Source organism: Seonamhaeicola sp. (genome assembly GCF_028281565.1).
Taxonomy (GTDB): domain Bacteria; phylum Bacteroidota; class Bacteroidia; order Flavobacteriales; family Flavobacteriaceae; genus Seonamhaeicola.
Genome location: NZ_JANQJQ010000013.1, coordinates 237,077 through 262,432 on the forward strand (window position 1 = coordinate 237,077; position 25,356 = coordinate 262,432).

Annotated in this window: 20 protein-coding genes; 6 read left to right on the plus strand and 14 right to left on the minus strand. The window is 37.2% G+C overall.

Translation table 11 applies throughout. The features are described 5' to 3' along the window. Positions 1 to 104 precede the first annotated feature (104 nt). The gene (locus Q0983_RS06470; RefSeq protein WP_299550415.1) at positions 105 to 995 is read left to right on the plus strand and encodes a universal stress protein; all 891 of its coding nucleotides are present in this window, start codon (positions 105 to 107) and stop codon (positions 993 to 995) included. Positions 996 to 998: 3 nt separating this feature from the next. Here Q0983_RS06470 and Q0983_RS06475 read toward each other — a convergent pair whose 3' ends face one another. The 4 genes from Q0983_RS06475 to Q0983_RS06490 all read right to left on the minus strand — a co-directional run bounded on the left by Q0983_RS06475 (position 999) and on the right by Q0983_RS06490 (position 8,914). Then, positions 999 to 2,327 (minus strand): adenylate/guanylate cyclase domain-containing protein, encoded by a 1,329-nt coding sequence (locus Q0983_RS06475; RefSeq protein ID WP_299550417.1) that lies wholly within the window; start codon positions 2,325 to 2,327, stop codon positions 999 to 1,001. A gap of 185 nt (positions 2,328 to 2,512) precedes the next feature. Beyond that, complete coding sequence (locus Q0983_RS06480) at positions 2,513 to 5,998, minus strand: 4Fe-4S binding protein (RefSeq protein WP_299550419.1); 3,486 nt, start codon at positions 5,996 to 5,998, stop codon at positions 2,513 to 2,515. Positions 5,999 to 6,179: 181 nt separating this feature from the next. After that, positions 6,180 to 6,734 carry an OsmC family protein gene (locus Q0983_RS06485; RefSeq protein WP_299550421.1) on the minus strand — a complete coding sequence of 185 codons (555 nt, stop codon included), beginning with the start codon at positions 6,732 to 6,734 and terminating at the stop codon, positions 6,180 to 6,182. Positions 6,735 to 7,078: 344 nt separating this feature from the next. Continuing rightward, positions 7,079 to 8,914, minus strand: a complete 1,836-nt coding sequence (locus Q0983_RS06490; protein ID WP_299550422.1) for a sigma 54-interacting transcriptional regulator — start codon at positions 8,912 to 8,914, stop codon at positions 7,079 to 7,081. Between the two features lie 137 nt (positions 8,915 to 9,051). Between Q0983_RS06490 and Q0983_RS06495 the strand changes: the two genes are divergently transcribed. After that, positions 9,052 to 11,100 (plus strand): adenylate/guanylate cyclase domain-containing protein, encoded by a 2,049-nt coding sequence (locus Q0983_RS06495; RefSeq protein ID WP_299550424.1) that lies wholly within the window; start codon positions 9,052 to 9,054, stop codon positions 11,098 to 11,100. Between the two features lie 72 nt (positions 11,101 to 11,172). Next, positions 11,173 to 11,511 (plus strand): DUF4870 domain-containing protein, encoded by a 339-nt coding sequence (locus Q0983_RS06500; RefSeq protein WP_299550482.1) that lies wholly within the window; start codon positions 11,173 to 11,175, stop codon positions 11,509 to 11,511. Positions 11,512 to 11,630: 119 nt separating this feature from the next. On the opposite strand, the gene Q0983_RS06505 is transcribed toward Q0983_RS06500, so the two are convergent. From Q0983_RS06505 to Q0983_RS06525, 5 genes are all read right to left on the minus strand, one after another. Continuing rightward, positions 11,631 to 12,815, minus strand: a complete 1,185-nt coding sequence (locus Q0983_RS06505; protein ID WP_299550426.1) for a hypothetical protein — start codon at positions 12,813 to 12,815, stop codon at positions 11,631 to 11,633. Between the two features lie 340 nt (positions 12,816 to 13,155). Further along, on the minus strand, positions 13,156 to 14,274 hold the full coding sequence (gene dnaN, locus Q0983_RS06510) for a DNA polymerase III subunit beta (RefSeq protein ID WP_299550428.1): 1,119 nt from the start codon (positions 14,272 to 14,274) through the stop codon (positions 13,156 to 13,158). Between the two features lie 87 nt (positions 14,275 to 14,361). Beyond that, positions 14,362 to 16,746, minus strand: coding sequence for a gliding motility-associated ABC transporter substrate-binding protein GldG (gene gldG / locus Q0983_RS06515; protein ID WP_299550430.1), 2,385 nt, complete (start codon positions 16,744 to 16,746; stop codon positions 14,362 to 14,364). Positions 16,747 to 16,837: 91 nt separating this feature from the next. Beyond that, entirely contained in the window at positions 16,838 to 17,134 is a 297-nt protein-coding gene (locus Q0983_RS06520) for an antibiotic biosynthesis monooxygenase family protein (protein ID WP_299550432.1), read from the minus strand. Between the two features lie 3 nt (positions 17,135 to 17,137). Beyond that, complete coding sequence (locus Q0983_RS06525) at positions 17,138 to 17,974, minus strand: SAM-dependent chlorinase/fluorinase (protein ID WP_299550434.1); 837 nt, start codon at positions 17,972 to 17,974, stop codon at positions 17,138 to 17,140. 275 nt (positions 17,975 to 18,249) lie between these two features. On the opposite strand from Q0983_RS06525, the gene Q0983_RS06530 reads away from it, so the two are divergent. After that, positions 18,250 to 19,203: a PhoH family protein gene (locus Q0983_RS06530; protein ID WP_299550436.1), complete on the plus strand. Its 954-nt coding sequence runs from the start codon at positions 18,250 to 18,252 to the stop codon at positions 19,201 to 19,203. Between the two features lie 253 nt (positions 19,204 to 19,456). After that, on the plus strand, positions 19,457 to 20,404 hold the full coding sequence (locus tag Q0983_RS06535) for a phosphoribosylaminoimidazolesuccinocarboxamide synthase (RefSeq protein WP_299550438.1): 948 nt from the start codon (positions 19,457 to 19,459) through the stop codon (positions 20,402 to 20,404). A gap of 72 nt (positions 20,405 to 20,476) precedes the next feature. Here the strand turns inward: Q0983_RS06535 and Q0983_RS06540 are convergent, their stop codons facing one another. Next, complete coding sequence (locus Q0983_RS06540) at positions 20,477 to 21,502, minus strand: serine hydrolase domain-containing protein (RefSeq protein WP_299550440.1); 1,026 nt, start codon at positions 21,500 to 21,502, stop codon at positions 20,477 to 20,479. A 568-nt stretch (positions 21,503 to 22,070) separates the two neighbouring features. Next, positions 22,071 to 22,757, minus strand: coding sequence for a protein-L-isoaspartate(D-aspartate) O-methyltransferase (locus Q0983_RS06545; RefSeq protein ID WP_299550442.1), 687 nt, complete (start codon positions 22,755 to 22,757; stop codon positions 22,071 to 22,073). A gap of 121 nt (positions 22,758 to 22,878) precedes the next feature. Here Q0983_RS06545 and ppgK point away from each other — a divergent pair, with 121 nt between their 5' ends. Continuing rightward, on the plus strand, positions 22,879 to 23,628 hold the full coding sequence (ppgK, locus tag Q0983_RS06550) for a polyphosphate--glucose phosphotransferase (protein WP_299550444.1): 750 nt from the start codon (positions 22,879 to 22,881) through the stop codon (positions 23,626 to 23,628). On the opposite strand, the gene Q0983_RS06555 is transcribed toward ppgK, so the two are convergent. From Q0983_RS06555 to Q0983_RS06565, 3 genes are all read right to left on the minus strand, one after another. Then, on the minus strand, positions 23,625 to 23,750 hold the full coding sequence (locus Q0983_RS06555; protein WP_299550446.1) for a hypothetical protein: 126 nt from the start codon (positions 23,748 to 23,750) through the stop codon (positions 23,625 to 23,627). The two genes, ppgK and Q0983_RS06555, sit on opposite strands and share 4 nt — an antisense overlap. Positions 23,751 to 23,818: 68 nt before the next feature. Then, positions 23,819 to 24,952, minus strand: coding sequence for a beta-agarase (locus tag Q0983_RS06560; RefSeq protein WP_299550448.1), 1,134 nt, complete (start codon positions 24,950 to 24,952; stop codon positions 23,819 to 23,821). 97 nt (positions 24,953 to 25,049) lie between these two features. Next, positions 25,050 to 25,313, minus strand: coding sequence for a hypothetical protein (locus Q0983_RS06565; RefSeq protein WP_299550450.1), 264 nt, complete (start codon positions 25,311 to 25,313; stop codon positions 25,050 to 25,052). Positions 25,314 to 25,356: the final 43 nt, after the last annotated feature.

Sequence of the window (25,356 nt, forward strand, 5' to 3'; positions counted from 1 at the left end):
TTTATTATGCCGAAAATACAATGCTTTAGATTATTTTGCTAATTTTTTGTTATGATAACGTAATCTGTTGTGTAACTGATAATTGTCATAGTTTTAAATGGTATTTGAAATTATATTTACGTATCATCAATATTTATGTAGTTATGAAAACCATCTTATTGCCTACAGATTTTTCTAAAAATTCTATCAATGCAATTAACTACGCTACAGAGTTGTTTAAAAATGAAATATGCAATTTTTATATTCTGAATGTTCAGAAAGCGTCTTCATTTATTTCAGATGATATGATGGTGGTTTCGTCATCTGCTACTATTTATTCAACGTTAATTGATGCTGCTAAAAAATCAATTTCTAATATCATTTCCAGCATTGAAGTAAGTCAGAAGAATGATAAACATCAATTTTTTTCTATTGTAGATTACGATAACTTTATTGATTCTATAAACCAAACATCAGAGAAACACCAGGTGGATTTGATAATTATGGGTACAAAGGGAGCTTCCGGATTACAACGTGTACTTTTTGGAAGTAATACCGCCAGGGTTATGCAACGTTGCCATACACCTGTTTTGGCAATTCCGGAAGGATGCAAGTATGCACCATTGCATAAGATAGCTTTTACAACCAACCATATAAACCTGTTTACTATTGAAGAGTTGCAAGCCTTGAAAACGGTTTTAGAGCTTTGGAACTCCAAGCTCTATATCTTGCATGTTGCAGATGAGCATCATTTGGCACAGAAGCAATTGCAAAACATGGATTTTTTTGATACTTATTTCCCTGATGCCGTACATGATTATATTGATGTAAACACTAAAGATATGTTTGATACTGTTCATCGGTATATAGCGGATAACAGTATTGATATGTTAGCCATGATCAGTGAAAAACATTCATTTTTAGAACGTTTATTCACCCGGCATGCTTTAGAAACCTTTGCTTTTAGTATTGATGTTCCTTTTTTGGTGATGGAAAGTACGTCCAATAAATTCTAATCGCTATTTGGCATAACGTCTCATTTCGGAGGTAACTGTTTCCAGGGCCTGTTTCCAGGCACTAAGTAATTTGTCGTTACATAAATCCCCAAGTTCTTCCCGGATGGTTTCCATAAGGCATTCCAGAACAACGGGATAATGTGCTTCATGAACGCCGTAACGCACATGACTTTCACCCAAAAGTTTGAGCCCCATGGCCAAATGTTCCGGCCTGCTCATGGAGTAAACAATACCACCCAGCATATGTGTTAAAAGCCTTCCCTGGGAGGCCATGTTATTTTTGAACAGGGCTCTGGCTTCAGGTGCTTTTGTAAATACTTTATCATAGAATTTACTGGCAAAAGCATCTTCATTTCTCAGTAAATAATCAAGGGACTGCTGTAGCTCCAATTGAATATCCATGTCCTTAAAGCCAAATAATTCATACAGTAGGGTAGCATGATCATGCCCGGCCATTTGGTTGCTAAAAGAGCGCCCAATGTCTAAAGTATCAGCGGGAATACTTTTGAAGACAGCATCTGATATTAAAATGTCAGTGCCTGCTTCTTTATTATAAGATTGGATTCTGCTGGCTGTGTTTACCGGATCGCCTACAACGGCAAATTGTTTATGCTTAGGATGTCCCAAATGACCTATATAAGCCCTGCCGAAGTTAATACCAATCCCCATTTTTATGTTGACGTCAAAATCCACCAGCTCAATGTGATTAAGCCGTTCAATAGCATACTGCATTCCTAATGCAGCTCTTACGGCATCCTTACAGTTTTTACTTTTCATACCACCTGAAACACCAAACAAGCCAATGATTTCATCGCCAACATACTGATAAATCACACCGTTATTGATAAGGATAGGGTCGCCTAAAACCGTATAAAATCTGTTTAATATGTGAGCCACATCAAAGGAGCTGTTTTCCGAAGCTAATTTTGTAAATCCTCTGATATCACAAAATAAGATGGCTATCGGACGTTCTTCCGCGATGCCCTCGGGAATGGTTTCCAATTGCAATCTATTGATCTCAGAATTGATCCATACCAAACGCTGAATGCTTACATCACCTTTGGCATAACATTGACAAGCCAATCTTATAGAAGGGTCCCACTTACGAATTCTGGCCGTTTCCTGTTCTTTTAAGGTTCTTGGGTTTAAGTTACTGTGCCCGTCCATGACCCTGATACGGCAAGTGGTGCATTGCCCATTTCCGCCACATTCATGAATGTGTGGAATTTGATTCATAATGGAACACTCTAAAAGTGTAGTATCAAGGTCATGATGCTCAACCTGTTGATTGATTCCGGTATAGGTGATTACGGGTGTTTTAACTTCTGGCATTTTAACAAGGATTATAGTTATTTGTTAGTTGCTAAATAAACTTTTTAGGGAGTACATCAGGAACAAGCTGATCTCAGTGATGCTTTCTAAACTTTAAGTTGTAAATAGGATAATACCCAGTATTAGAAGATTTATAATAATACTAAATGATACAATATTTATATGTCTTGTTTTGTGAATTGTTTTCATGACTCATGCCTTAATATGTTTTGAAATTTTTTATTCTGAAGAAGTTTGGCTCTATTGATAGGAGTGCTTGCCGAATGCACAAGGTACTTGTTAAACCTGGTATCAACCTGTTTCTGGATAGCTCTCATCCGGGATTTAAACTCATCAGGGTTAGTGCTTAATAGTTTTGAAAAACGCTTTTCTTTTTTCAGATAATCTTCAATCTTTATTGAGGGGATATCAGAATCCAGTTGCAACGTGTTTAACCTGTTTTCTGCCCGCCTGGGGTCATTTCTATATAACAACCATTGTCCTGAGTTAACGGCTGCTTTATGATATTGACCGGGGTTTTTCATATCAATACCATGTGAATCACTATGACAATAGGCTATTATAATGGATGGGCCGTCAAAACTTTCAGCTTCATTAAAGGCTTTTAAGGTTTGTTCCTGATCGGCTCCAATAGCCACTGATGCCACATAAACATTGTCATAGTTCATGGCCAATAAGCCCAAATCTTTCTTTTGCTTTTGTTTTCCGTTGAAGGCGAATTTAGCCTGGGCTCCAAAAGGCGTAGCTTTTGAAGCTTGTCCGCCGGTGTTATCATAAACTTCGTTATCTAAAATCAAAATATTTACGTTCTCACCGGAAGCTATTACGTGATCTATACCGCTATAACCAATATCATAGGCCCAACCGTCGCCGCCAACAATCCAAACGCTTTTTTTAATTAAAGCATCGCATGAATTAAGCAGCTCTTTGGCTTTCGGAGTATTAAATTTTTGCAGTGCTTTTTTTAGTTGTAATACCTTTTGCTTTTGCTCGTTTATTTTAAATTCGGTGTCCTGTGTATTATTTAAAATATCAAAAGCTAATTCAAAGCCTACTTGAAATGATAACGCCTCCACTAATTGTTTTGCCTGCTGCTCTTGTTGATTGGCAGATAGTCTAAAACCTAAACCAAATTCGGCATTATCTTCAAAGAGGGAGTTGGACCAGGCAGGACCTTTACCGTCTTTATTTTTTGCCCAGGGTGTTGTTGGCAAAGTACCTCCAAAAATAGAACTTGCGCCGGTTGCATTAGCAACTAAAAGTCTTTCCCCAAACAATTGCGACATAAGTTTTAAATAGGATGCTTCACCACAACCTTCAACACCAATTGAATATTTGAATAAAGGTTCCTGCAACTGTTGTTGACTCACCTTTAATGTATCAATTAAATTTCTATCCAGTTCCGGAATGGTCTCAAAATAATTCCAGTTAGTTTTTTGTTCATTATAAATGTTTTCAGTTTTTTCCGGTTTTAGTGCTTTTACAGGACAGGCATCCACACAGTTATTGCAACCGTTACACTGATCCGCATTAATTTGAATGGTATAATGCATCAAATCAAAATCTTTTGAGATCACATGTTTAAAATCTTCGGGAGCATGATTCAAATGGCTACCGTCAAAAGCTTTAATTCTTAAAGCTGCTTGTGGACAAGCCATACTACAGGCGCCACATTGGGTGCAGGCTTCTGTATCCCATTTGGGGAGGTATTCCGAATTTTGAACAGGATTGAATTTTGAAGTATTACTTTCATAAGTGCCATCTATTGGTAATAAGCTTACCGGAATATCATTGCCTTCGTTATTCAATAATTTCCCTAAAAGTGAACGGCTAAACTGTGCATCATCATCCAAAGAAACAGGGTCTTTTTTGTTCACAGAGTATGTGTCAACTTTATAAATAAAATCGTTTAGATTATAGATGGATTCAGAATAACTCAAATCGCTTTTAAGAGCTAAAAAGCAAGCGTGTAATTCTGAAATGTTTTCATTTTTAAGTATATCCAGTTTTACAATGTCATTAACATTCACGATAAGTAAATTAATGTGCTTTGATATGATGTCTCTTTGGATATTAACCGATACTGATTGCCAGAAAGCTTTAGACGTTAGTGAAGAATTAACCAGTAGGGTGCCTCCTGGTTTTAAATTTTTTAAAGTGCTGTCGTTTAAGGTGAAGTTAGCTTGCTGGCAACCAATAAAATCGGCATGTTCTATTAAATAGGGTGCCTTTACAGGGGTTTTGTCAATGCGTAAATGGGCCGCGTTAAAGGTGTTGGATTTTTTGTAATCGCATTGAACATACCCTTGAATAAAAGTATTTTCCTTTTTTGAAATAAGCTTTAAAGTGTTTGTGAAACTTTCGGCTTCTTTGGTGTTTTTATTTTGATAAAATATAGCCTGGTAACTGCTGTTATCAATTTGAATGGATTCTGTAACATTTAAACTCAAATTCATAACGTCGTCATTGATACCAACGGTGAAATTATTTTTAGGTTGATCTTGTTTTAAATTGTTGAAAATAGCGTTTACCATATCTGGTGTAAATTCTTTTGAAGACAGGCCGTATCTGCCGCCTACAACTTTAGGGAAGCTTGTTAATTTATTGTTTTGATATGCTTCGGTAACTGATTTTAAAATATCCAAATACAATGGCTCTCCATTGGAACCGGCTTCTTTAGTCCGGTCTAAAACGGCAATGGATCTTAGCGTTTTTGGTAAAGCCTGTAGTAAGTGTTTTGTACTAAACGGTCTGAATAACCTAACTTTTATTAGGCCGAATTTATTTCCTTTTTTATTTAAGTGCCGGATAGTTTTTTCAATAGTCTCTGTTGAAGATGCCATAGAAATAATAATATGTTCTGCATCAGGATGTCCGACATAATCGAATAATTTATACTGTCTGTTGGTTAATGAGGCGAAAGTATCCATATGTTTTTGAACAATATCCGGACAAGCTTCGTAAAGCGGATTTACAGCTTCTCTACTTTGGAAGAAGACATCCGGTCCTTGAGAAGTTCCTCTAACAACGGGATGGTTAGGATTTAAGGCGTTGGTTCTGTGTTTTTTAATAGTCTTTTCGTCCATCATAAATTGAATGGTCTCATCAGAAATGGCTTCAATTGTTGAGACTTCATGAGAGGTTCTAAAGCCATCAAAGAAGTGCACAAATGGAATACGGGATTTCAGTGTTGCTGCCTGAGCTATAAGTGCAAAATCCTGTGCTTCCTGTACGGATGCGCTACCTAGCATGGCATATCCTGATTGACGAACTGCCATAATATCACTGTGATCACCAAAAATGGAAAGAGCATGAGTTGCAACGCTTCTGGTAGCCACATGAATCACATTAGGGGTTAGTTCACCGGCAATTTTATACATATTTGGAAGCATCAACAGTAAACCTTGTGATGCTGTGAAAGTAGTTGATAGAGAACCGGTTTGCAAGGCACCGTGCATGGCTCCGGCAACACCTGCTTCGCTTTGCATTTGAAAAGCCTTGGGAACATTTCCAAAACAGTTCGGTTTGTTTTCAGCGGACCATTGCTCAACCAATTCGCTCATTTCAGAAGCCGGAGTGATGGGATAAATAGGAAACACCTCATTGGTTTTATAGGCAATTCTGGCGACTGCCTGATTGGCGTTGGTGATATGCTGTGTTGAAGTTTTCATGTTTTGGTGTTGAGATAAGTTTTGATTGATGAAAATGAGGGTATTTAAAAGACTTATTTACGTTGTCAGGTTGAGCTTGTCGAAACCTTTACTGGATCGTTAATGATTTGAAACATTTCGACAGCGCTCAATGTGACATAGGATTTAATTTTTAAAAACCCTCATTTTTAAGGTTGGGTTACTACTGTTTTACAATTTCTATCTTAACAGGAGTTGGGTTGCTGATCATGTCAAATACCGGAGAAAATTTAGCTAAGTTCTCAAGTTGCTCAGCAGTAGCATCCGATTTAACTTTTAATTGCATGGTGATACCATCAAAACCGGTTCTTACTTCGGGATCTAATCCTAAGAAACCGTGTAAATCAGCTGTTCCTTTAATAGTGGATTCCGCACCTTCAATGTCGATACCGTTAGCGGCAGCGTGGTAAACCATAGCACCTGTTAAACAAGAGCTTAATGCATGTAATACAACTTCCGGTGGGGTAGCAGCTTCATCTTCCCCTAATAATACTTGTGGGTGGCTACATTCCATAGTGAAAGTTTCTTCACGAGTAGTGTCTTCCTGACCGGCACCATAGAAGCCTTTAATACTGGACACACAATGTCCGCCATCAATCCAATTGTTTTTAGCTCTAAACTCAAATTTTGCTAAATCCGGTTGTTCTTGAATGTGACCGATAGTTTCTACTAATTGATCTACGTTTACGCCGTTTTTTACATTTGCTGTGTTAATCATGTTTTCTAAAATTTAAATTGTTAATAATTGATTTTTCAAAATGTTTGACTTGTTTAATGCTATTGCCGTGCCAAACTATTTAAATTATTGTAAATCAATTAGTTGTGTTTAAATTTAGGAATTAAAATATTAACGAAATGTCGTTAAGTAACGAAATATCGTAAATAAAATGACGAAATATCGTGAGAATAATAGAATTTCTAGGAGTGAAATTCTATAATATTAGATTCCCGTTTTATTCATTAATTCGTATTTTAAATTATCGGATTCATGAATCTTTGATTTCATGGGAATGACAATTTCAACGGAAACCTTGACACAGAGTGCCAAGGAGTTCTTTTTAATTAAACAGGGCGTTCTATACCTAGTGATTTTATTCTGGAAGCCAATGTTGTTGGTGGTATTTGGAGTAACTCTGCAGCACCATTTTTACCGGAAATCTTCCATTTAGTCTGTTTCAGGGCTTTCAGAATGTTTTCTTTTTCCAGTGTGTTCAGTTCTTTTATGGTTAAGATACGTTCTTCATTAGTTTGAACATTGATTTCTTGAGTGGAAGTATTATTAGGAATAATGGCGTGCCAGCTTATCTCACCGTTTTCAGAAACAATAACGGCACGCTCAATTAAATTCTGAAGCTCTCTGACATTTCCGGGCCAATGATAAGACGATAAAAGCGCTTTGTCATTATCAGATAAATTAACAATGGGTTTATTTAGCTTTTTTGAGAACTGATCCAGCATTTCTTCCGCAATAAGATGAAGGTCGTTACCTCTGTCACGAAGTGCCGGTACTTCAATAGGAAATACATTCAAACGATAATATAGATCTTCTCTAAATTTTCCTTCTTTTGAAAATTTTAAAAGATCTCTGTGTGAAGCGGCTATGATTCTAACATCAACTTTTATAGTTTCCGAACTGCCTACGGGATCAAACTCGCCTTCCTGAATGACACGTAATAATTTAGGTTGTAACTCCAGCGGCATTTCACCAATTTCATCTAAAAAGATAGTGCCTTTATCTGCTAAAAGAAAACGGCCCTTCCGGTCTACCGTTGCTCCTGTAAATGCTCCTTTTTTATGTCCGAACAGTTCACTTTCAATTAGATTGGCAGGAATGGCACCACAGTTAATTCGTATTAACGGTTTGTCGTTTCTGTCGCTTTCCTTATGGATCGCTCTGGCAATAAGTTCTTTTCCGGTTCCTGTTTCTCCATGAATTAATACAGTAGCATCGGTCCTGGCTACTTGTTGAATTAAGTTTAAAGCCTTTTTCATGGCTTTGTTTTCAGCTATTATACCATAGCTACTGGTAAGTTCTTTAATCTCTTCTTCCAGGTATTCTGTTTGTTTGGTCAGCAGATTTATTTTGTCTTCGGCAATGAGGCGTTCTTCAATATTTCTTAGTATAAGGGTAAAAAATATTTCGGAACCACTTCCGTACTTACTAATGGTACCTTCGTTTAAGGTTTCCGTATCATCTGACCCAATTACCTTTACAATGTTTGGTAGATATTTGTTTATGGAAGTTTCATCTTCCAATCCGGATCTTACAATAGCTTCTATTAAGTTTGCGCTATCATCATCAAAAAAGAACAACACATTTCGCTGTAATACATCCTCATTTTCTAAAAGCTCATGGGCGGAAGGATTGGTAAGCACTATTCTAAAATCGCTATTAAACATGATAATGGCATCCATGGCACCGTCAATTAAGCCACTCATTTTACTATTGACCGTTTCAATTTCTAGTTTTGAGGAGGCTAATCGTTCCTGAATAGTATCCAATTCCCTGTGGCGTTTGATCATAACTGCAAGAATGCCTTTAGCAAAACCGCCATCATCTTTAATTAGATTTAAAAAATGTACACGTTCAATTTTCAAAACGGTTGTGTTCTCAAGTGCCGTTACTGAGGCTGAGCGGGTTTCGTTATCAATCAAAGCATATTCACCAAAACAATCACCTTTTGTAAGTGTGTCGTAGATATGTTTTTTGTCATGAATTTTTACTGAACCATTTAAAATGACATACATGGAATCGCCAATAGTATCTTTCTTAAAAACAACTTCATTTTTGATATAAGTTTCTTCGGTTAAATGGTCTACCAAATGTGTAAGTGATTTTTTGGAAACTTCTGAAAAAAAAGGAATTTCAGATAAAAAACTTTCAAGGTTTTCAGACACTGTTCTTAGATTTTTGGTTGGCTAATTACTGTTAAAGATATTAATTATTTATAACAGTTTTAAAACCCAATTATAGGTCAGGATACCATCTTTGAAGATAATTGATTAATTTAGTAATCACCTAACACCAACCAAAAATGTCCGGGCAAAGACAACTCGCAGCAATTATGTTCACTGATATCGAGGGGTATACCTCTTTGATGCAAAAGGACGAAAAGCAAGCCATATCCATTAGAGAACGCCATAGAAGGGCTTTTGAAATGACTACCGAAGCCTTTAACGGTAAGATTATTCAATATTTTGGAGATGGCACTTTAAGTGTGTTTAAAAGTACGGTTGAAGCGGTTGATTGTGCAATTGAATTGCAAAGCGCTTTTTTAGAAGATCCTAAAATACCGGTTCGAATTGGTATTCATGTAGGGGATATTGTTCAGTCTAAAGACGATATTATTGGTGATGCTGTTAATGTAGCTTCCAGAATTGAGTCTTGCGCTGTTCCCGGAAGTATTTTAATTTCAGATAAAGTTCATGACCAGATCAGGAGTCACAGGCATATTCAATCTAAATTTTTAGATGCTTACGAACTTAAGAATGTGGATGATGCCATGCCAATTTTTGCCATTGCAAATGAAGGCCTGGTAGTACCCAGACCCGAAGATATTAAAGGGAAACTTAAGGAGAAGAAAAAAGAACCTAAAACACCTTTTTTCAAAAAGAAGAGCACTTATGTATGGCTTGCTATACTGATTCTTTTAGCTGTTGTTATTTTTAATATTACCTCCATTACCATAACAACGGGCAATGCTTCTAAAGATCTATCCATTGCGGTATTGCCTTTTGATAATTTGAGTACCGATGAAGACTCCGAGTTTTTTAGAGACGGTATCACCGAAGATATACTTACACAATTAGCAAAACTTAAAGAGATCCGTGTTATATCGCGGACTTCTGTTATGCAATATAAAGACACACAAAAAACAATTCCGGAAATAGCCAGGGAATTGGGTGTAGCCTATATTTTAGAAGGAAGTATCAGAAAATATGGTGACGCTATTAGAATTACGGCACAGTTGATTAATGCAGATGATGATGAACATTTATGGGCGGAGAATTATGATAAGACCATTACCAATGTGTTTAGTGTTCAGACGGAAGTGTCCCGGGAAATAGTGAATGCTTTAGAACTTAATCTGTCATTTGAGGAACAAAGAAGCTTATCAAATATAGCCACTCAAAACATTAATGCTTATAAACTTTTTTTAGAGGGTAGAAGTGAAGCTGATAAACGGAATTCTAAGAGTATTGCCAAGAGTATCATACTTTATAAGGAAGCTATTACATTAGACCCAAATTATGCAGAAGCTTATGCAGAAATTGCCAATTCCATTTTTTTGGAAACTTACTATTCGGGAAGAAATGTTAAGGAAGCTTCGGAATTAGCAAGAGAATACCTTGAAAAGGCAGAGACCATCAGTAATAAAGTGCCAAGGATCTATTCGGTTCGCGGATTTATAAATAATATTGAAGGTAAACGGGAAGAAGCCGAAGCTGCTTTTCAAAAAGCAATTCGTTTATCCCCTAACGATTTAACCGCAAGGCATCAGTACGCCACGTTTTATTACTACACAAGGCAATATGAAAAAATGCTTGTACAGGCCGAAATAGCATACAAGTTAGATCCGTTATCGTTTGCTGTGGCTAATAATTATGCTACGGCTTTAGCCTATACGCATAACTATGACGAAGCGGAAATGCTCATGAAAAAAGTTGAGAAGTTAGGGAAGGAAAACAATCAATTTGTGATTAACAGAACGTATTTTAGAATTTATACGGATCAGAGAAAGTACCGGGAAGCTATAGAACCTCTTAAGTATTTGGTAGCTGAAGCCAATGTCTACAACCGGTTTTTAGGCTTTTGTTATGCTAAAGTAGGAGATACCCTTAGTGCTCATAGAATTCTTGATACCATAAGGGCCGTGGCTCATCCTGAAGAAAAAAGCCACCAACTGGCCGTGGTATTTGCAGGTTTAGAAGTAAAAGATAGCGTACTTTATCATTTGGATATCATTAGGAACAAAAAAACAAATACTTTAAGAAGAGAAGCTCCGGAGTTTTTCTACTTTTTAGATGATGACCCTGAGTTTAATGAGATTCTTAAAAGCCACGGTATATCGTTGAATAAATAAACGTATTGGTTTTGTAACATTTTTGATTGGGTTGCGTCAAATAAGTAATCAATCAAAACAATCCTTGCTATGATGCGACAAGACAATCAATTAATCGTTATTACCCATTTAAGCCAGTTAGTGGTTTTTCTAATAGGTTTTGGCAGTTTAATAGTACCGCTGATATTGTGGGCTACTCAAAAAGAAAAAGTTTATAAAATGGATGCACACGGAAAGAGCATAATCAATTTTCAATTGAGCTTAATAGTGTACTTTTTAATCTGTATCCCTTTAATACTACTATTCGGTTTAGGCCTGTTAGGATTTTTAGTCCTGGGAATATTTTCAGTCGTTTTCCCTATTATAAATGCTATAAAAGCTAATAATGGTGAAACTCCAAAATACCCGTTATCTCTTAATTTTATTAGTTAGTTTAGTTAGTATGAGATAAACTAAGACGCCCACAGAAATGTGGGCGTCTTTTGTTTAGGGGTTTCCCTGTTCCCGAAATTTCATTTCTTAAGAATATCCCGGTACGAAAGTTTATCCATCTATATCGTGAATTCATTGATATCAAACGGTTTGATCTTAAGCAGATCAGCAGCTTCATTAGCCTCTTTAAGCAAGGCATCCATTTTTTCCGGGAACTCTGTAAACAACGTAATTACATATTTGTTATAACTTGCATTTTGCGCATCGCGTTCTAACCTGGAAAGGGTTTCATAAGAAGGGGCCCTGTTCTCACTGTGTAGAATGCCGTCAATTACTTTTAGGGCACTGGATTTTGATGCTTGTTTTACGGCGTCATCATCTGCTCTTAGAAAATCCATCATGTAAACTTCTAATTTGAGTCCGAGCGCTTCACCATAGCCCTGGGTTAATTCAAGAGATTTGTCCAGGTACTCAATGCATTTATGCCTTTGGTTTAGTGAATTGTAATTGTGATAATCGTTTAAAGCTGTTAATGCCCCATTGATATAGGTATTAGACTTGAGTTTGAAATCCTTTTCATATGTCGATATTAAATCGTTAACCTCGTTGTATTGTTTTTGGTCATAATATATGTAGCTTAAAAGGTTAACAACTGTGGGGATTTGAAATTTATTTTCGGAAGCTTCTATATCATTTAATATGTTTTGAGCGCGATTCAGGTCTTCCGGTAATTGATATTTTTTCTCAGTTATTATAAGGTTTGTCAAACTTTCAATTTCCAAATTGGTTAAATAATCTTCCGCCTTTTTTACCTGGGTTTTTGCTTTTTCAATCTGCTCATGTATTTGAGTCAGGCTACTCTCATTATCTTTTTTAAGAAGGTCTATGTTTTGTGTAAGTCGTTTCTCTATTTCAGCAAGCTTACTTTCAATATTATCTTTATAAAAACTTTGTATGTCAAGGATGGATTCCTTTGCAGCAATGTTGACCTGTGCCTCAATAAGCTTTTCGTTTGAAACACGCGACTTGTTAAACTGAAAAATTGAAAACAAACTAAGCAATGTGATTAGACCAACAGTGATTCCAATCAAAGCATTTATTTTTGAATTGACAAGGTTTGATAATCGGTTCTCTATCATAGTATCAAAATCTTTTTTGGGAATCCGTATATAACTGTCATCAATTATTTCTTCAATTTGATTTTTAAGATCACTTCTCAATTCCACACGGGTGGTATCCTGTGGAAATAGTACGCTTAGGGGAATAGTAACAATAAACAAAACTAAAAGCATCCTTTTTTTCATGACATTTAATTATTAAGGTTAATAAATTAATTTAATAGTTTGATAATCAATTCATTTTGGGATATAGCTGACTACCCAATAAAGACTTGATTTGAAATTGTTTCGATGCTTCAATAAACTCAGCAAAGGAGTTTTATATCCGATGACGTAAACAAAACTTCAATAAGTGCCATCTGATAGTTCGTAAGGAGTAAACTAAGTTCGTGAATTTTTCGTACAAAGTCAAGGGGTAATTTTGAGCACAAAAAAAAGCAGCAATCAAATTAAAGATCACTGCTTATATTTTATCAGATCCTTTCTCGTCCCTGATAGCTATCGGGAGTTATTAGAATGCAGGAGTTTAAGAATTCAACATCACTGGCATTACAAGCATAGTCACCTGTTCTCCTTCTTCCAAGCCGTCAATAGGGGTTAAAATACCTGCTCTGTTAGGCATGCTCATTTCCAACTGAACCTCATCTGAATTTAAGTTGTTCAGCATCTCAGTCAAGAAACGTGAGTTAAACCCAATTTGCATATCGTCCCCCTGGTAATCACAAGTTAAACGTTCTTCAGCTTTGTTACTGTAATCAATATCCTCAGCAGAAATGTTCAATTCGGCACCTGCAATTTTTAAACGTATTTGGTGCGTTGTTTTGTTTGAGAATATGCTAACACGTCGTACGGAGTTTAAGAACTGTGTTCTGTCAATAACCAGTTTATTAGGGTTCTCTTTTGGAATGACCGCTTCGTAATTAGGGTACTTGCCATCTATAAGTCGGCAAATTAAAATCGAATTTTCAAACGTGAACTTGGCATTAGACTCGTTGTATTCAATAGTCACGTCATCTTCACTGGCAGCTAAAATACCTTTTAAAAGATTTAAAGGTTTTTTAGGCATAATGAACTCGGCCACCTGGTTAGCTTTTACATCTTCACGGGTATATTTTACCAGCTTGTGAGCATCGGTAGCCACAAAAGTTAAGCCCTGCGTTGAGAACTGAAAAAAGACCCCGCTCATTACCGGGCGTAAATCGTCATTACCGGCGGCAAAAATAGTTTTACTAATAGCGGTTGCCAATACGTCTCCGGTAACTACTGTTTTACTTGGGTCTTCAAGCTCTACAGCTTTTGGGAATTCGTTCCCGTCTGCATAGGCCAGGGCATATTTACCGTGGTTAGAGCTAATTTCAACCGTGTTATTATCTTCTACAACAAAAGTCAGCGGTTGCTCCGGGAAAGTCTTTAAGGTATCAAGTAACAAACGCGCAGGAATGGCAACACTTCCGGTACTATCACTTTCTACATCCAGAGTAGAAGACATGGTAGTTTCCAGGTCGCTGGCAGAAACAGTAAGTGTACTATTATCCAATTCAAATAAAAAATTATCTAAAATAGGTAAGGTGTTAGAACTATTTATAACACCTCCTAAAACCTGCAATTGTTTTAATAAATAAGTGCTCGATACAATAAACTTCATGAACTTATGTTGGATTTTAATTTTTGAATAATGTTATCTACAAATATATTCTATACGGATAAATAACCGAAACAAACTTATTAACATTTAAGAAGCATATTTTTTCTTTCTAATGAAATTGAATGTAAATCCAAAAAGAGCCAATAATACCAGTGGTAATGCAATGTTTATGAGTTGCCACCTGGTTTTTTCCGAGGCTGTTTTTTGTTGATTTAGAAAGGCAATGGTAATTTCCTTGGATCGAATGTTTATAAGTCCGTCATCATTGAGTAAGTAATTTACGGCATTGAGTAGAAATTCTTTATTACCATAATTTTGACCTGTCCAACGGTCAAAGCCCAATTCCTGGGGCTGGTTTTTTACTACGTCATTTTTAATGACATCCCCATCAGCAATAACAATCATTTTGGTCGGTGTACTTTGATCTTTAGTATGATCCAGCTTGACAGGTTTTATAAGGTTTTTATATGCCGAAATAAATTCCCCTTCTAAAAGTACTGCCAGCGTTTGGTTGCCTCTGTTAAATTGCTGAGGATCTTGTTGTTTGGTAACCAAATCCAGGCTTATTTCCCTAGGGACGCCTTCTAGTTTAGTCAATGGCGCCGATTCTAAAAGGATAATTTTTTGTAAACTATTCTTTAGTGTGTCAATCTGATTAGCAAAATCAAATCGAACCAAATTCAGATTATTTACGATAGGATGGCCACTACCGGAACCGGCTAAAGGGGAGTAGGGCCATTGCAAATGTTGAAATTGGGAGCTACTACCTTCACCCATAGCTAAAGTAATAGGAGCAGAGTAGAGTGTACTCACAATACCCGGATTGATACGAACCCCATACTTAAAGAAGAAATCGGTAAGATTTAGATCCCTGGAGACGGCGTAGTTTGTTCCGGTTTCATTGTACAAACTGTCTTTTTCAATGGCAACGGCATCAATCAACCAAAGGCTTTTGCCACCGTTCATAGTGAATTGGTCCAAAACTAATTTCTCTGTTTCCGTAAACGGTTCGGTAGGTTTTGCTGAAATGATGAGGTCAAATTCATTTAAGTCGCTTAAAGTTTTTTGCGCACTGGTAGCTACACTATCCAAAGTAAAGGGTGCGATAAAGTAATACTCCTGAAGTTTTTTTATAAAATCTGCAATGTAGATATCTTCCAGCTGTTTATTGCCTTTTAAAACAGCTATTTTCCGCTTCTTGGGTTTGGTGAGTTTACTAAAACCATCAGCAAAAGCATATTCCAAATGTTGCACGGAATTAGACACCAGTTCCTGTTGCGTGGCTCCTATTTTATTTTTTATAAGAGGAATGGTTACTGTTTGCTCATTATAACTGGCCAGGGCCCAGGGGAAAATAACGGCTTTTGAGGATTTACCGCTTTCGGTAACGCTTAGCTGCATAGGAGTTAATCCACGGGCGTTCAATTGTTGCATGTTTCTATCACGAGTGGCTTCGTCTTCCAGCGGATCAATAAAACTAAAGACGATGTTATCGTTTATGTTGGAAAACTCGTCGAGCAACTGTTTGGTCTCAGTTTGAAGTCGTCTGAATTCCGAAGGAAAATCATCACCTTCCAAAAACACATCAATGACGATAGGTGATTCTATATCCTGAACTATATTAACGGCAGATTCACTTAATGTGTAGCGTTTATCCTGGGTGAGGTCGAAACGACTATGCCATGATGCCGTGAAAATATTTATAACTATTAATCCTAAAGGCAAAACCAGTAAATGCAGCCACTCTTTTTTCTTAAAAGGCTCATTTTTAATACCTCTGACCGTAAGCAGGATGAAGAAAAGCGTGACACTTAAAAAATAAAGAATATCAGCCGTATCAAGAACGCCACGCCCCATACTTTTAAAATGGTAACTCATACCCAATTGCTCCACAAAATTGCTGGCAGTAAAATCGGCAATCCCTTCAAAACCGATATAGAACAGGAAGCAGAGGAAAACAGAAATAATAAACGCCACAATTTGATTGTCTGAAAGGGTAGAGGCAAACACCCCAATGGCCGTATAAGCGGCTACCAAAAACAGCAACCCAAAGTAAGAGCCCCAGGTGCTTCCCATGTCTAAATTGCCAATGGGATTTCCTAACTGATACACTGTATAGACATAGAGCAACGTTGGTAAAAGTGCTATCAATATTAAAATAAAGGCTCCCAAATATTTACCCAAAACTATTTTTAAATGTGAGATGGGTTTGGTTAAAAGCAATTCCAAAGTGCCTTGTTTCTTTTCATCTGAAAAACTGCGCATGGTCACAGCAGGGATCAGGAAAATGAGTATCCAGGGCGCTAATAAAAAGAAGGATGACAAATCAGCAAATCCGTAATCAAGAATATTAAATTCGCCTTTAAAGAGCCATAAGAACAAGCCGTTTAACAGTAAAAAAATGGCAATGACCAAATAACCGATGGGTGAGGCGAAAAACGAGTTTATTTCTTTTTTTAGAATTGCTAGCATTAACTTTATTTACGATTTACGATTTTAGAGTTAAATCAATACGATGCGCGAATATAAAATATTTTTACTGTTCACTGTCACTGAAAACTGTTTACTCGAGCGTAGCGATTTTATCCACACTCCAGGCTTCAGGCTTCATACTGAATAACACTTTGGTTTTATTCCAAACGGTTTTAAACAAATCAGATTGCCTGTAATGTTCCAAATCGGCTTCAGATTCCCAATAGCTGTAGGTGAAAAATATATTCGGATGGTTCTTATCTCTGTAAAGCTCTAATAACTTACAGCCTTTAAAGTTTCTGATACGGGCTTTATTCTCGTTAAAGTTTGAAAGAAATGCTTCAATGTGCGCCTCCTGAAATCCCATTTTAACAATTCTTACAAACATAAATTACGCTTTAATAAAATTAACACTCACTGCATCCATGATGCCTAATCCCATTAAACTACTGGCACTACCAACAGTGGCAGAGTTGCTTTTGTAAACAGCAATCTCTAAAAAATTCCCGGAGTTAAAAACCACCAGACCCCGACCTTCATCAAAACGTTTTCCTTCAGGTATTTCAAAGTTTACTATATCGCTATATTTTTTGTAAATGGTTTTGAACTTATAATTCCTTGCCGAAATCTCAAAAGCACGCCCTTTTTGTATGGTCTCAAAAAAGCCCCGTTTAATGTTGGTCACCACGTTACCATAATTATCAATATAAATAACACTGCCAATTATTTGGGTTTTGTCATCATTCACGTAAGGCACAATATTTTTTATGGGTTTAATCTCCTGAACAGTTTTGCCAATGACTTCCAAAGTCCCGCCACGTGCAATATGACAAGCCACTTTTACAAACACATCCAATACCGGAAAGCTGGTTTGAATCTTATCGTGAATATTGATCTCTACAATTTTTTCAGGCGCAATTTCAGAACAGATCATACTCATAATACCATTGTTGGCACAAATAAAGTAGTGGTCGTCTAATTTAATGGCAATGTGCTTGTTTTCCTGGTTAATTTCAGAATCAATGCCTATAATATGTATGGTGCCTTTTGGAAAACTACTGTAAGCATTCTGAATAATGTATGCCGCTTCCGGAATATTAAAAGGCGAGACCGAATGTGAGATATCAACAATTTTAACATCGGGGAGTTCACTGTAAATAGCGCCTTTTGTCGCGCCAGCAAAGTGATCTTTTTCACCAAAATCGGTCGTTAAAGTTATGATTGCCATGGGCAAAATTGTTGATATGTTTTTAGCTTAAGGTCGTTCAATTTGTGTATTTTTGAACAATTCAAAAGTACATGAATTTTTTCATTTTGAAAATTTCAAAAGGGCAAATGGAAAAATTAAATGGACTAACGAAGCGGTTTCTGAAGTGAAACTAAATTTTGTATTTTTTGGAACATGAAATTTAGTTTTTTACAGAAGAAATCTAAAGAAATCATGTTATCTGATTACATATAATTTTTAATAATCTCACAAGTAATTTAAAATAGTCTACGCCTTTGAATGAATTAATTTTTGAACTTGAAGAAATCTCTCCAAAAGAATTTTTTGGAGCCCAAAATGTAAACATTGAACTTTTAAAAAAGTATTTCCCAAAACTTAAAATTGTAGCAAGAGGCAATAAGATCAAAGCCTTTGGTGATGAAGAATTATTAGAAGAATTTGATCGCCGTCTTACTATGCTGTTAACGCATTATGCCAAGTATAACAAACTGGATGAAAACGCTATTGAACGTGTGTTGACCAGTGTGAGCAGTGATGATTACAGCACTTCAAAACAAAGTGGTGAAGTCATTGTACATGGTGTTGGCGGAAAAGTTATCAAGGCACAAACGGCTAACCAGCGCAAGTTGGTAGAGAGCATCAGAAAGAATGATATGGTTTTTGCCATCGGTCCTGCAGGAACCGGTAAGACCTATACCGGTGTTGCTTTGGCAGTTCAGGCACTTAAAAATAAGGAGGTTAAACGTATCATTTTAACACGTCCGGCTGTAGAAGCAGGAGAGAACCTAGGGTTTTTACCGGGGGATCTTAAAGAAAAACTGGACCCATATATGCAGCCATTGTACGATGCGTTACGTGATATGATAGCAGCAGAAAAGCTGGCTCATTATATAGAAAACGGTACCATTCAAATTGCACCGTTGGCCTTTATGCGTGGACGTACTTTAGACAATGCCTTTGTGATTCTGGATGAAGGCCAGAATACTACGCATGCACAAATGAAAATGTTTTTAACACGTATGGGTAAAAATGCCAAATTCCTGCTAACAGGTGATCCGGGGCAAATAGATTTACCACGACGTACCATTTCCGGGTTAAAAGAAGCCATGTTGATCTTAAAAAATGTACCAGGGGTAGGCATGATATTTTTAGACGATAAAGATGTCATCCGTCACAAACTGGTGAAAAAGATCATTGAGGCTTACGATAGTATAGAAAACAGAGGGTGATTTCAGTAGGCAGTATACAGTGAGCAGTATGCAGTATTCAGTGGCAGTTAGTAGTAAAAAATAGTTGTCATGCTGAACTTGTTTCAGCATCTCATTCAAGAATAAAGTTCTCGATATTTATGCTGAGCCTGCCGAAGTACAATCACGCCAAGAGCGTGACACTCGAACCGACATAAAATATAATTTTGTCATTCCGAACTTGATGCGGAATCCATATAAACGAATAAACAAATAAACTCATAAACAGTCACACATGAGTAACACCATAACAGATACCAACTTTAATTTTCCCGGACAAAAAAGTGTCTATAAGGGGAAAGTAAGAGAAGTTTATAATATCAATGACGAGCAATTGGTCATGATCGCCACCGATAGGTTATCAGCCTTTGATGTCGTCATGCCTAAAGGGATTCCGTATAAGGGACAAATACTAAACCAGATTGCTACCAAAATGATGGCGGCCACCGAAGATTTGGTACCCAATTGGCTTATGGCAACACCGGATCCTAATGTAGCGGTTGGGCATTTATGCGAACCGTTTAAAGTGGAAATGGTGATACGCGGCTATATGAGTGGTCATGCTGCCCGGGAGTACAAGGCAGGCAAACGTTTATTATGTGGTGTACCGATGCCGGATGGTATGAAAGAGAACGATGCTTTTCCCGAGCCTATTATTACACCGGCGACCAAAGCCGAGAAAGGCGACCATGATGAGGATATTTCCCGTGAGGATATTTTAAAACGTGGTATTGTATCTGAAGCAGATTATGTAATACTGGAAGATTATACACGTAAACTATTTCAGCGTGGTTCTGAAATAGCTGCAGAACGCGGTTTGATTTTAGTGGATACCAAATACGAATTCGGAAAAACTAAGGACGGACAAATTGTCCTTATTGATGAAATACACACCCCTGATTCTTCTCGTTATTTTTATGCCGAAGGTTATGAAGAACGTCAGGCTAAAGGAGCGCCACAAAAACAATTGTCTAAAGAGTTTGTACGCCAATGGCTAATCTCTAATGGTTTTCAAGGTTTAGAAGGACAAACTGTGCCGTTTATGAGCGACGAATACATTGAAACCGTGTCTGACCGTTATATTGAACTCTACGAGAACATTACCGGTGAAACTTTTGTAAAAGCAGATGTTTCTAATATCCAGAAGCGCATTGAGGCTAATGTTTTGGAGTATTTGGGATAGAAGTTTTTGGTGTCTGAGGTACTCGAAGACACATTTAATAAGTTAAAAAGACCTTGCATTGTAAGGTCTTTTTTATTCCTTGTTTTTATGGAGTATTTTCACAATTCGATTTATAGATATTTGCGATAAATTCCATTCGTATCCTTCAAAATCTGTGGTATTCAAAAATTGAACGATAACGGCGTCTATGTCTTTATGGTATTCTGCAAGGCTTTGATAACCAGGAACCAAACCGCCATGCTCAAACTCGTAAATAGAAGCGTAGATTTCCTGTTCCCCTTTTTTAAATACAGAACCATCATTAAGTGCTCTTAAAAATATACCCACATCTTGGGCTGTAGCTAACATGCCTTGTTCCTCAGTCTTTAAATCTGGTTCATATCCTACATAGTAGCCACTCATCACATCGTTAATATCTACTTCTTTAAGTGAAAAAAAGGTGTTTTTAAGTCCAAGCGGAATTAATATTTCTTCTTTAATATATTGGCTATAGTCATACCCTAACTCTTTATTGATGAGTTCGCGAAGTAGTAAGTAATTGGTGTTAGAGTATTCATAGTCTTCCCCAGGCTCAAAATTAGCAGGTAAATCTAAGACCAATTCAAGAGTTTCTTTACTGGATTGTGGCGGATTTTGCCAAAACTCCGGAAAATCGGTAAAGTTGGGAATACCACTACGGTGTTGTACCATATGTTTTAGCTTTATTTTCTCCGCATTTTCAATTCTTTCCGCAAGCTCTGGAAAATAATCAGCTAATGTTTTATCTAAGAATAAGCGTTGGTTACTTACCAATTTGGTAATGGAAACAGCAACATATAGTTTGCTTATACTGGCAATTTTGAATAAGGCATTTGGGTCAGCAGGGATTTTATTTTTTTTGTCTTTCCAACCGCCAGAATAAAAAGCAGGTGCTTTACCAGCTTCATCTACGTAAACAATCATACCGGCAAATCCGTGTCCAACGGTTTCGTCTACCTGTTCTTGTATTGTGTTTGGTAGGGGCAATATCCAAGCCCAAACTAAAATCCATGGTACAAAAAATAAGGATATTGCAGTGGAAGTAAACAACACTATTCTGAATACTTGTATTTTCTTCATACCTAATTTAATTTTATTATTGGTTATTAGACTATTTTAAGGTGGGCATAGTTCAAAGGTCTGGATTAAATACAATTTATCTAAATCTGAGTTTCCCAATTGTCATTTTTGAAGGATGAATTGGTTAATAATAAGAAGTATGAATGTGCTTTTGCCATTTGAAATTATATAAAGCTTTATGAAAACATCACAGGCGAAACTTTTGAATAAGCAGATGTTTCTAATATCCAGGAGTGCATTGAGGCTAATGTTTTGGATATTTGGAGTAATAAACTAGCCATTGTCAGTTCAAGTATTATGTTCCATGCGTGATGTATCAATTTGCCAAATCAATTGGGATTTTGTCGTAAGTCTTGACTTTTTTGGTTGGTCCCCATAATTATCGGGAATGTGTCAAGACAAAAATGAACATTACAGTTAGAACATGTGGATTCCTGCTTGCGCAGGAATGACAGAGTGATGCTGCACTTCATTGTATTCCGTTCAGAATGACATTATAGTCTGCTTGAGTGGCCCCCATCACCGTCAGGATAAGCTTAAAAAGACTTGTTTTTTGAACGCAAGGTCATTATTTTCCTTGTTTACCGGTAAAGGGCACAAACCGTACAGCCATTAAATTATTTTCAGTGGTCTTACCTCTTCGTTTTTTTAACAGTTTGAGGGCCTGTATCTCACCGTGTTTACCAACAGGCATCACCAGGGAACCACCTTCTTTTAATTGCTCTATCAGTGGCTGAGGAATGTGATTCAGTGCTGCCGTAACGATGACTGCGTCAAAAGGGGCGTGTTCTTCCCATCCCAGATAGCCGTCACCACTCCTTATTGTAACATTTTCATAACCAAGCATATCCAAAGTATTGGTTGCTTTTTGTGCTAATTTCGGGATGATTTCTATCGTATAAACGTGATCCACTATTTCTGCCAATACAGCAGCCTGGTATCCGGAACCGGTCCCTACCTCTAACACTTTCATACCGGATTTAGGTGAGATGGTAGCTGTCATATAGGCAACGATATAAGGCTGCGAAATAGTCTGGTTATTCCCAATAGGTAAGGGACGGTCCTCATAGGCATATGTAACCATGTACTTGGGAACAAAATGATGACGTGGCACCTTATACATAGCTTTTAATGTGGCCTTATGAGTTATACCGCGCGCCTCAATCTGATGTTTGACCATACGCTTGCGTTCGGAAGCATATGGATCCACCTGGAAGACCGCGTAAAAAACAAAAATGAGAACCCAGTATTTCATAACTTACATTTATAAATAACCAGCAACACTTAGGTCATGATATTTGAGTAGATATGCAGGTTATTAAAATTAAGAAAAAATCTTTTGTTACTTTTGATAAGTTTGTTTTAAAATTTTAAATATGGATGTTCTTGGAATAGATATTGGAGGCACGGGTATGAAAGGTGCCTTAGTGAATTCATTAACCGGCGAAATACTAACCAAACGGTTTAGGATACCCACACCAAAATCCAGGAAACCAAAAGACATGGCTAAAGTTCTTAACGACATTGTAGAGTACTTTAATTACAAGGGGCCGGTAGGCGTTGGTTTTCCAACCATTATAAAGCATGGCGTGTGTATGGCCACGGGAAACTTGCATAAAGATTGGTTAGGCGTAAATGCAAAGGAACTTTTTTCTGAAGCATCCGGATTGCCTGTTACTGTTATTAATGATGCAGATGCTGCCGGTTATGCGGTTATGAATTACGGCATTGGTAAAGGCGAACAAGGTTTGGTATTAATGATAACTATTGGCACCGGAATTGGCAGTGGCGTATTTTTAAATGGCGAATTGCTACCCAATTTTGAATTAGGACAAATACCTTATAAAAACTACAAAAAGATTGAAGCATATGCTTCAAATTCAGCTAGAAAAAGGGATAACTTAAGTTATAAGGCCTGGGGCAAACGTTTCAATAAATTTTTAGAATTGGCTGAGATCATAACTTGTCCGGATTTAATTATTCTAGGCGGTGGTAGCTCCAAAGATTTTGATAAATACAGGAAACAAATAAAAATACAAACCCCTGTTATTCCTGCAGAACTCGGAAATCATGCGGGGATCGTTGGAGCTGCCGCAGCTGCATTGCATGAAGCACCAAAAGATTAAAAGCATTTTAAAGGAATTAAGAGGTTAATCATTATCTCCCACATAAAAATACCTGTAATAGCTCCGGAACTTAACTCCCCGGCTGAATTACCATCAGGGTCATAGCTTAAATTAATTAGCATACTTATTTTAAGTACTGTGCCCGTGTAAAGTAGATAATCAAGCCGTACTTCAGAAAACAATAGACTTCTTATAGCTTTGGTTTATAAACCCTGAACCAATCAACCTTCATAGTATTTTTAGCCGGGTCTTTTAGATCGGCATCCGTAGGGGTTCTGCCCGCTTTGACATGCCAGTCCTGAGATTCCAGGTTGATAATAATATTCAAAGGCTTTGTAAACCCTTTACCGCCTTGATACTCATACGGGTCAATGATACTAACCGAAGACACCTTACTGGCCTTTTGTAGTTCCGCAAACGAATAGGTGTCTTTTGTGCTAAAAGGCGTTATTTTTTGTTTTCCGTACTGTACATCAAGTTTACCATTGGTCATGGTTGGATAACCGTATTCCCATTTGCCATTTATTTTTGTTGCCAGTGCTTTATCGTATAACACGCGTACCAATTCGCCATCAATATAATGTTCAAAATGCACGGGGCTTTTCCAATACACACCGGTTCTTACATATTTTCTATCGCCGTTGTTCCAGCAGTATTCACCCCAGCCGGTAACACCGTCCCGGTTATACCAGGCCCCTTTATCCCTGGGCTGATAATCCGTAAACGGTTTTCTGATAAAGGAGTGATGGCTGATGTGAATGGATTTGGCAAAATAACTGTTTCCCGGCTCTTTACCCCCGTAGCACTCCATAATGTCTATTTCCTGGGTAGCATCCGGACTCAATAACCACACATCAGATGCCAATACAATATTGGCCACACTACTTTTAGACTCGATAAACACCGGGTACACCACCGTTTTGTTAGAGGTTATACAACCGGCGCTAACACCACCCTTAGGCTTGCCCATTTTATTAAATTTTAAGGCCTTAGGCGCCGTTTCGTTTTTGCCTTTCCAACGCGAGGCCTTTATGATAAGATCGTTACCATCAACCGCTACATGGTTATATTTCCAATAGGTAGTCCCCGGGCCGTCCCATTTGCTTTGGTAAAAATTGAACCATTTACCATTACCGAAATCGGTTTTTTTATTTTTTGGCAGGAAGGTGTAATTAAAATTATCAGACAGGTCGTCCTGAAACTCCCAGACCGTACCATCCTGTAAATGTTCGGGAAGTGGTAGATCTTTTATGTTTTCTGTTTGTCCGAAAATAGTATGGCTGCTAATGATGATAATACCAAGGATAATTTTATAGAATTTCATAGGTCTGTGTTTTGTTAGTAACAAACTTAGTTTGTGTTATTAAAACATGTGTAATTCAAAACTTGAAATTAACTATACAATGACCTGATGAGGAATACTAATGTTTAATTATGTAGAACAAAATACCAATGGTACCGATCCAAAACAAGTATCCATAGGTTTTAACGCGATATGCCTGTTTTAACTTTTTATCGAACCCATATTTTTTAAAGCGTTCAATTTCCGATTCTGAAAAATGGTCTTCTCTATGATTGGGCCTTGGAGTAAAGAATGGTAAAAAGAAAAAAGTCAGCCATTCCTCTGTTGTTAGAGGCTCTGTTTTTCTGTTTCGTTGGTTTCTTTGTTCTAAATCGTTTTGCATCGTTGAAAGTCAATAAAGGTGGCCATATGGCTTCAGGTTCCAA

Bases quoted from the DNA above. Each gene is read 5' to 3' on its own strand.
- Q0983_RS06565 (WP_299550450.1), bottom strand. From the start codon at position 25,313: ATGCAAAACGATTTAGAACAAAGAAACCAACGAAACAGAAAAACAGAG.
- Q0983_RS06520 (WP_299550432.1), bottom strand. From the start codon at position 17,134: ATGTTTGTAAGAATTGTTAAAATGGGATTTCAGGAGGCGCACATTGAA.
- Q0983_RS06485 (WP_299550421.1), bottom strand. From the start codon at position 6,734: ATGATTAACACAGCAAATGTAAAAAACGGCGTAAACGTAGATCAATTA.
- Q0983_RS06535 (WP_299550438.1), top strand. From the start codon at position 19,457: ATGAGTAACACCATAACAGATACCAACTTTAATTTTCCCGGACAAAAA.
- Q0983_RS06475 (WP_299550417.1), bottom strand. From the start codon at position 2,327: ATGCCAGAAGTTAAAACACCCGTAATCACCTATACCGGAATCAATCAA.
- Q0983_RS06540 (WP_299550440.1), bottom strand. From the start codon at position 21,502: ATGAAGAAAATACAAGTATTCAGAATAGTGTTGTTTACTTCCACTGCA.
- Q0983_RS06525 (WP_299550434.1), bottom strand. From the start codon at position 17,974: ATGGCAATCATAACTTTAACGACCGATTTTGGTGAAAAAGATCACTTT.
- dnaN (WP_299550428.1), bottom strand. From the start codon at position 14,274: ATGAAGTTTATTGTATCGAGCACTTATTTATTAAAACAATTGCAGGTT.
- Q0983_RS06545 (WP_299550442.1), bottom strand. From the start codon at position 22,757: ATGAAATACTGGGTTCTCATTTTTGTTTTTTACGCGGTCTTCCAGGTG.
- gldG (WP_299550430.1), bottom strand. From the start codon at position 16,746: ATGCTAGCAATTCTAAAAAAAGAAATAAACTCGTTTTTCGCCTCACCC.
- Q0983_RS06555 (WP_299550446.1), bottom strand. From the start codon at position 23,750: ATGCTAATTAATTTAAGCTATGACCCTGATGGTAATTCAGCCGGGGAG.
- Q0983_RS06495 (WP_299550424.1), top strand. From the start codon at position 9,052: ATGTCCGGGCAAAGACAACTCGCAGCAATTATGTTCACTGATATCGAG.
- Q0983_RS06560 (WP_299550448.1), bottom strand. From the start codon at position 24,952: ATGAAATTCTATAAAATTATCCTTGGTATTATCATCATTAGCAGCCAT.
- Q0983_RS06500 (WP_299550482.1), top strand. From the start codon at position 11,173: ATGCGACAAGACAATCAATTAATCGTTATTACCCATTTAAGCCAGTTA.
- Q0983_RS06505 (WP_299550426.1), bottom strand. From the start codon at position 12,815: ATGAAAAAAAGGATGCTTTTAGTTTTGTTTATTGTTACTATTCCCCTA.
- ppgK (WP_299550444.1), top strand. From the start codon at position 22,879: ATGGATGTTCTTGGAATAGATATTGGAGGCACGGGTATGAAAGGTGCC.
- Q0983_RS06480 (WP_299550419.1), bottom strand. From the start codon at position 5,998: ATGAAAACTTCAACACAGCATATCACCAACGCCAATCAGGCAGTCGCC.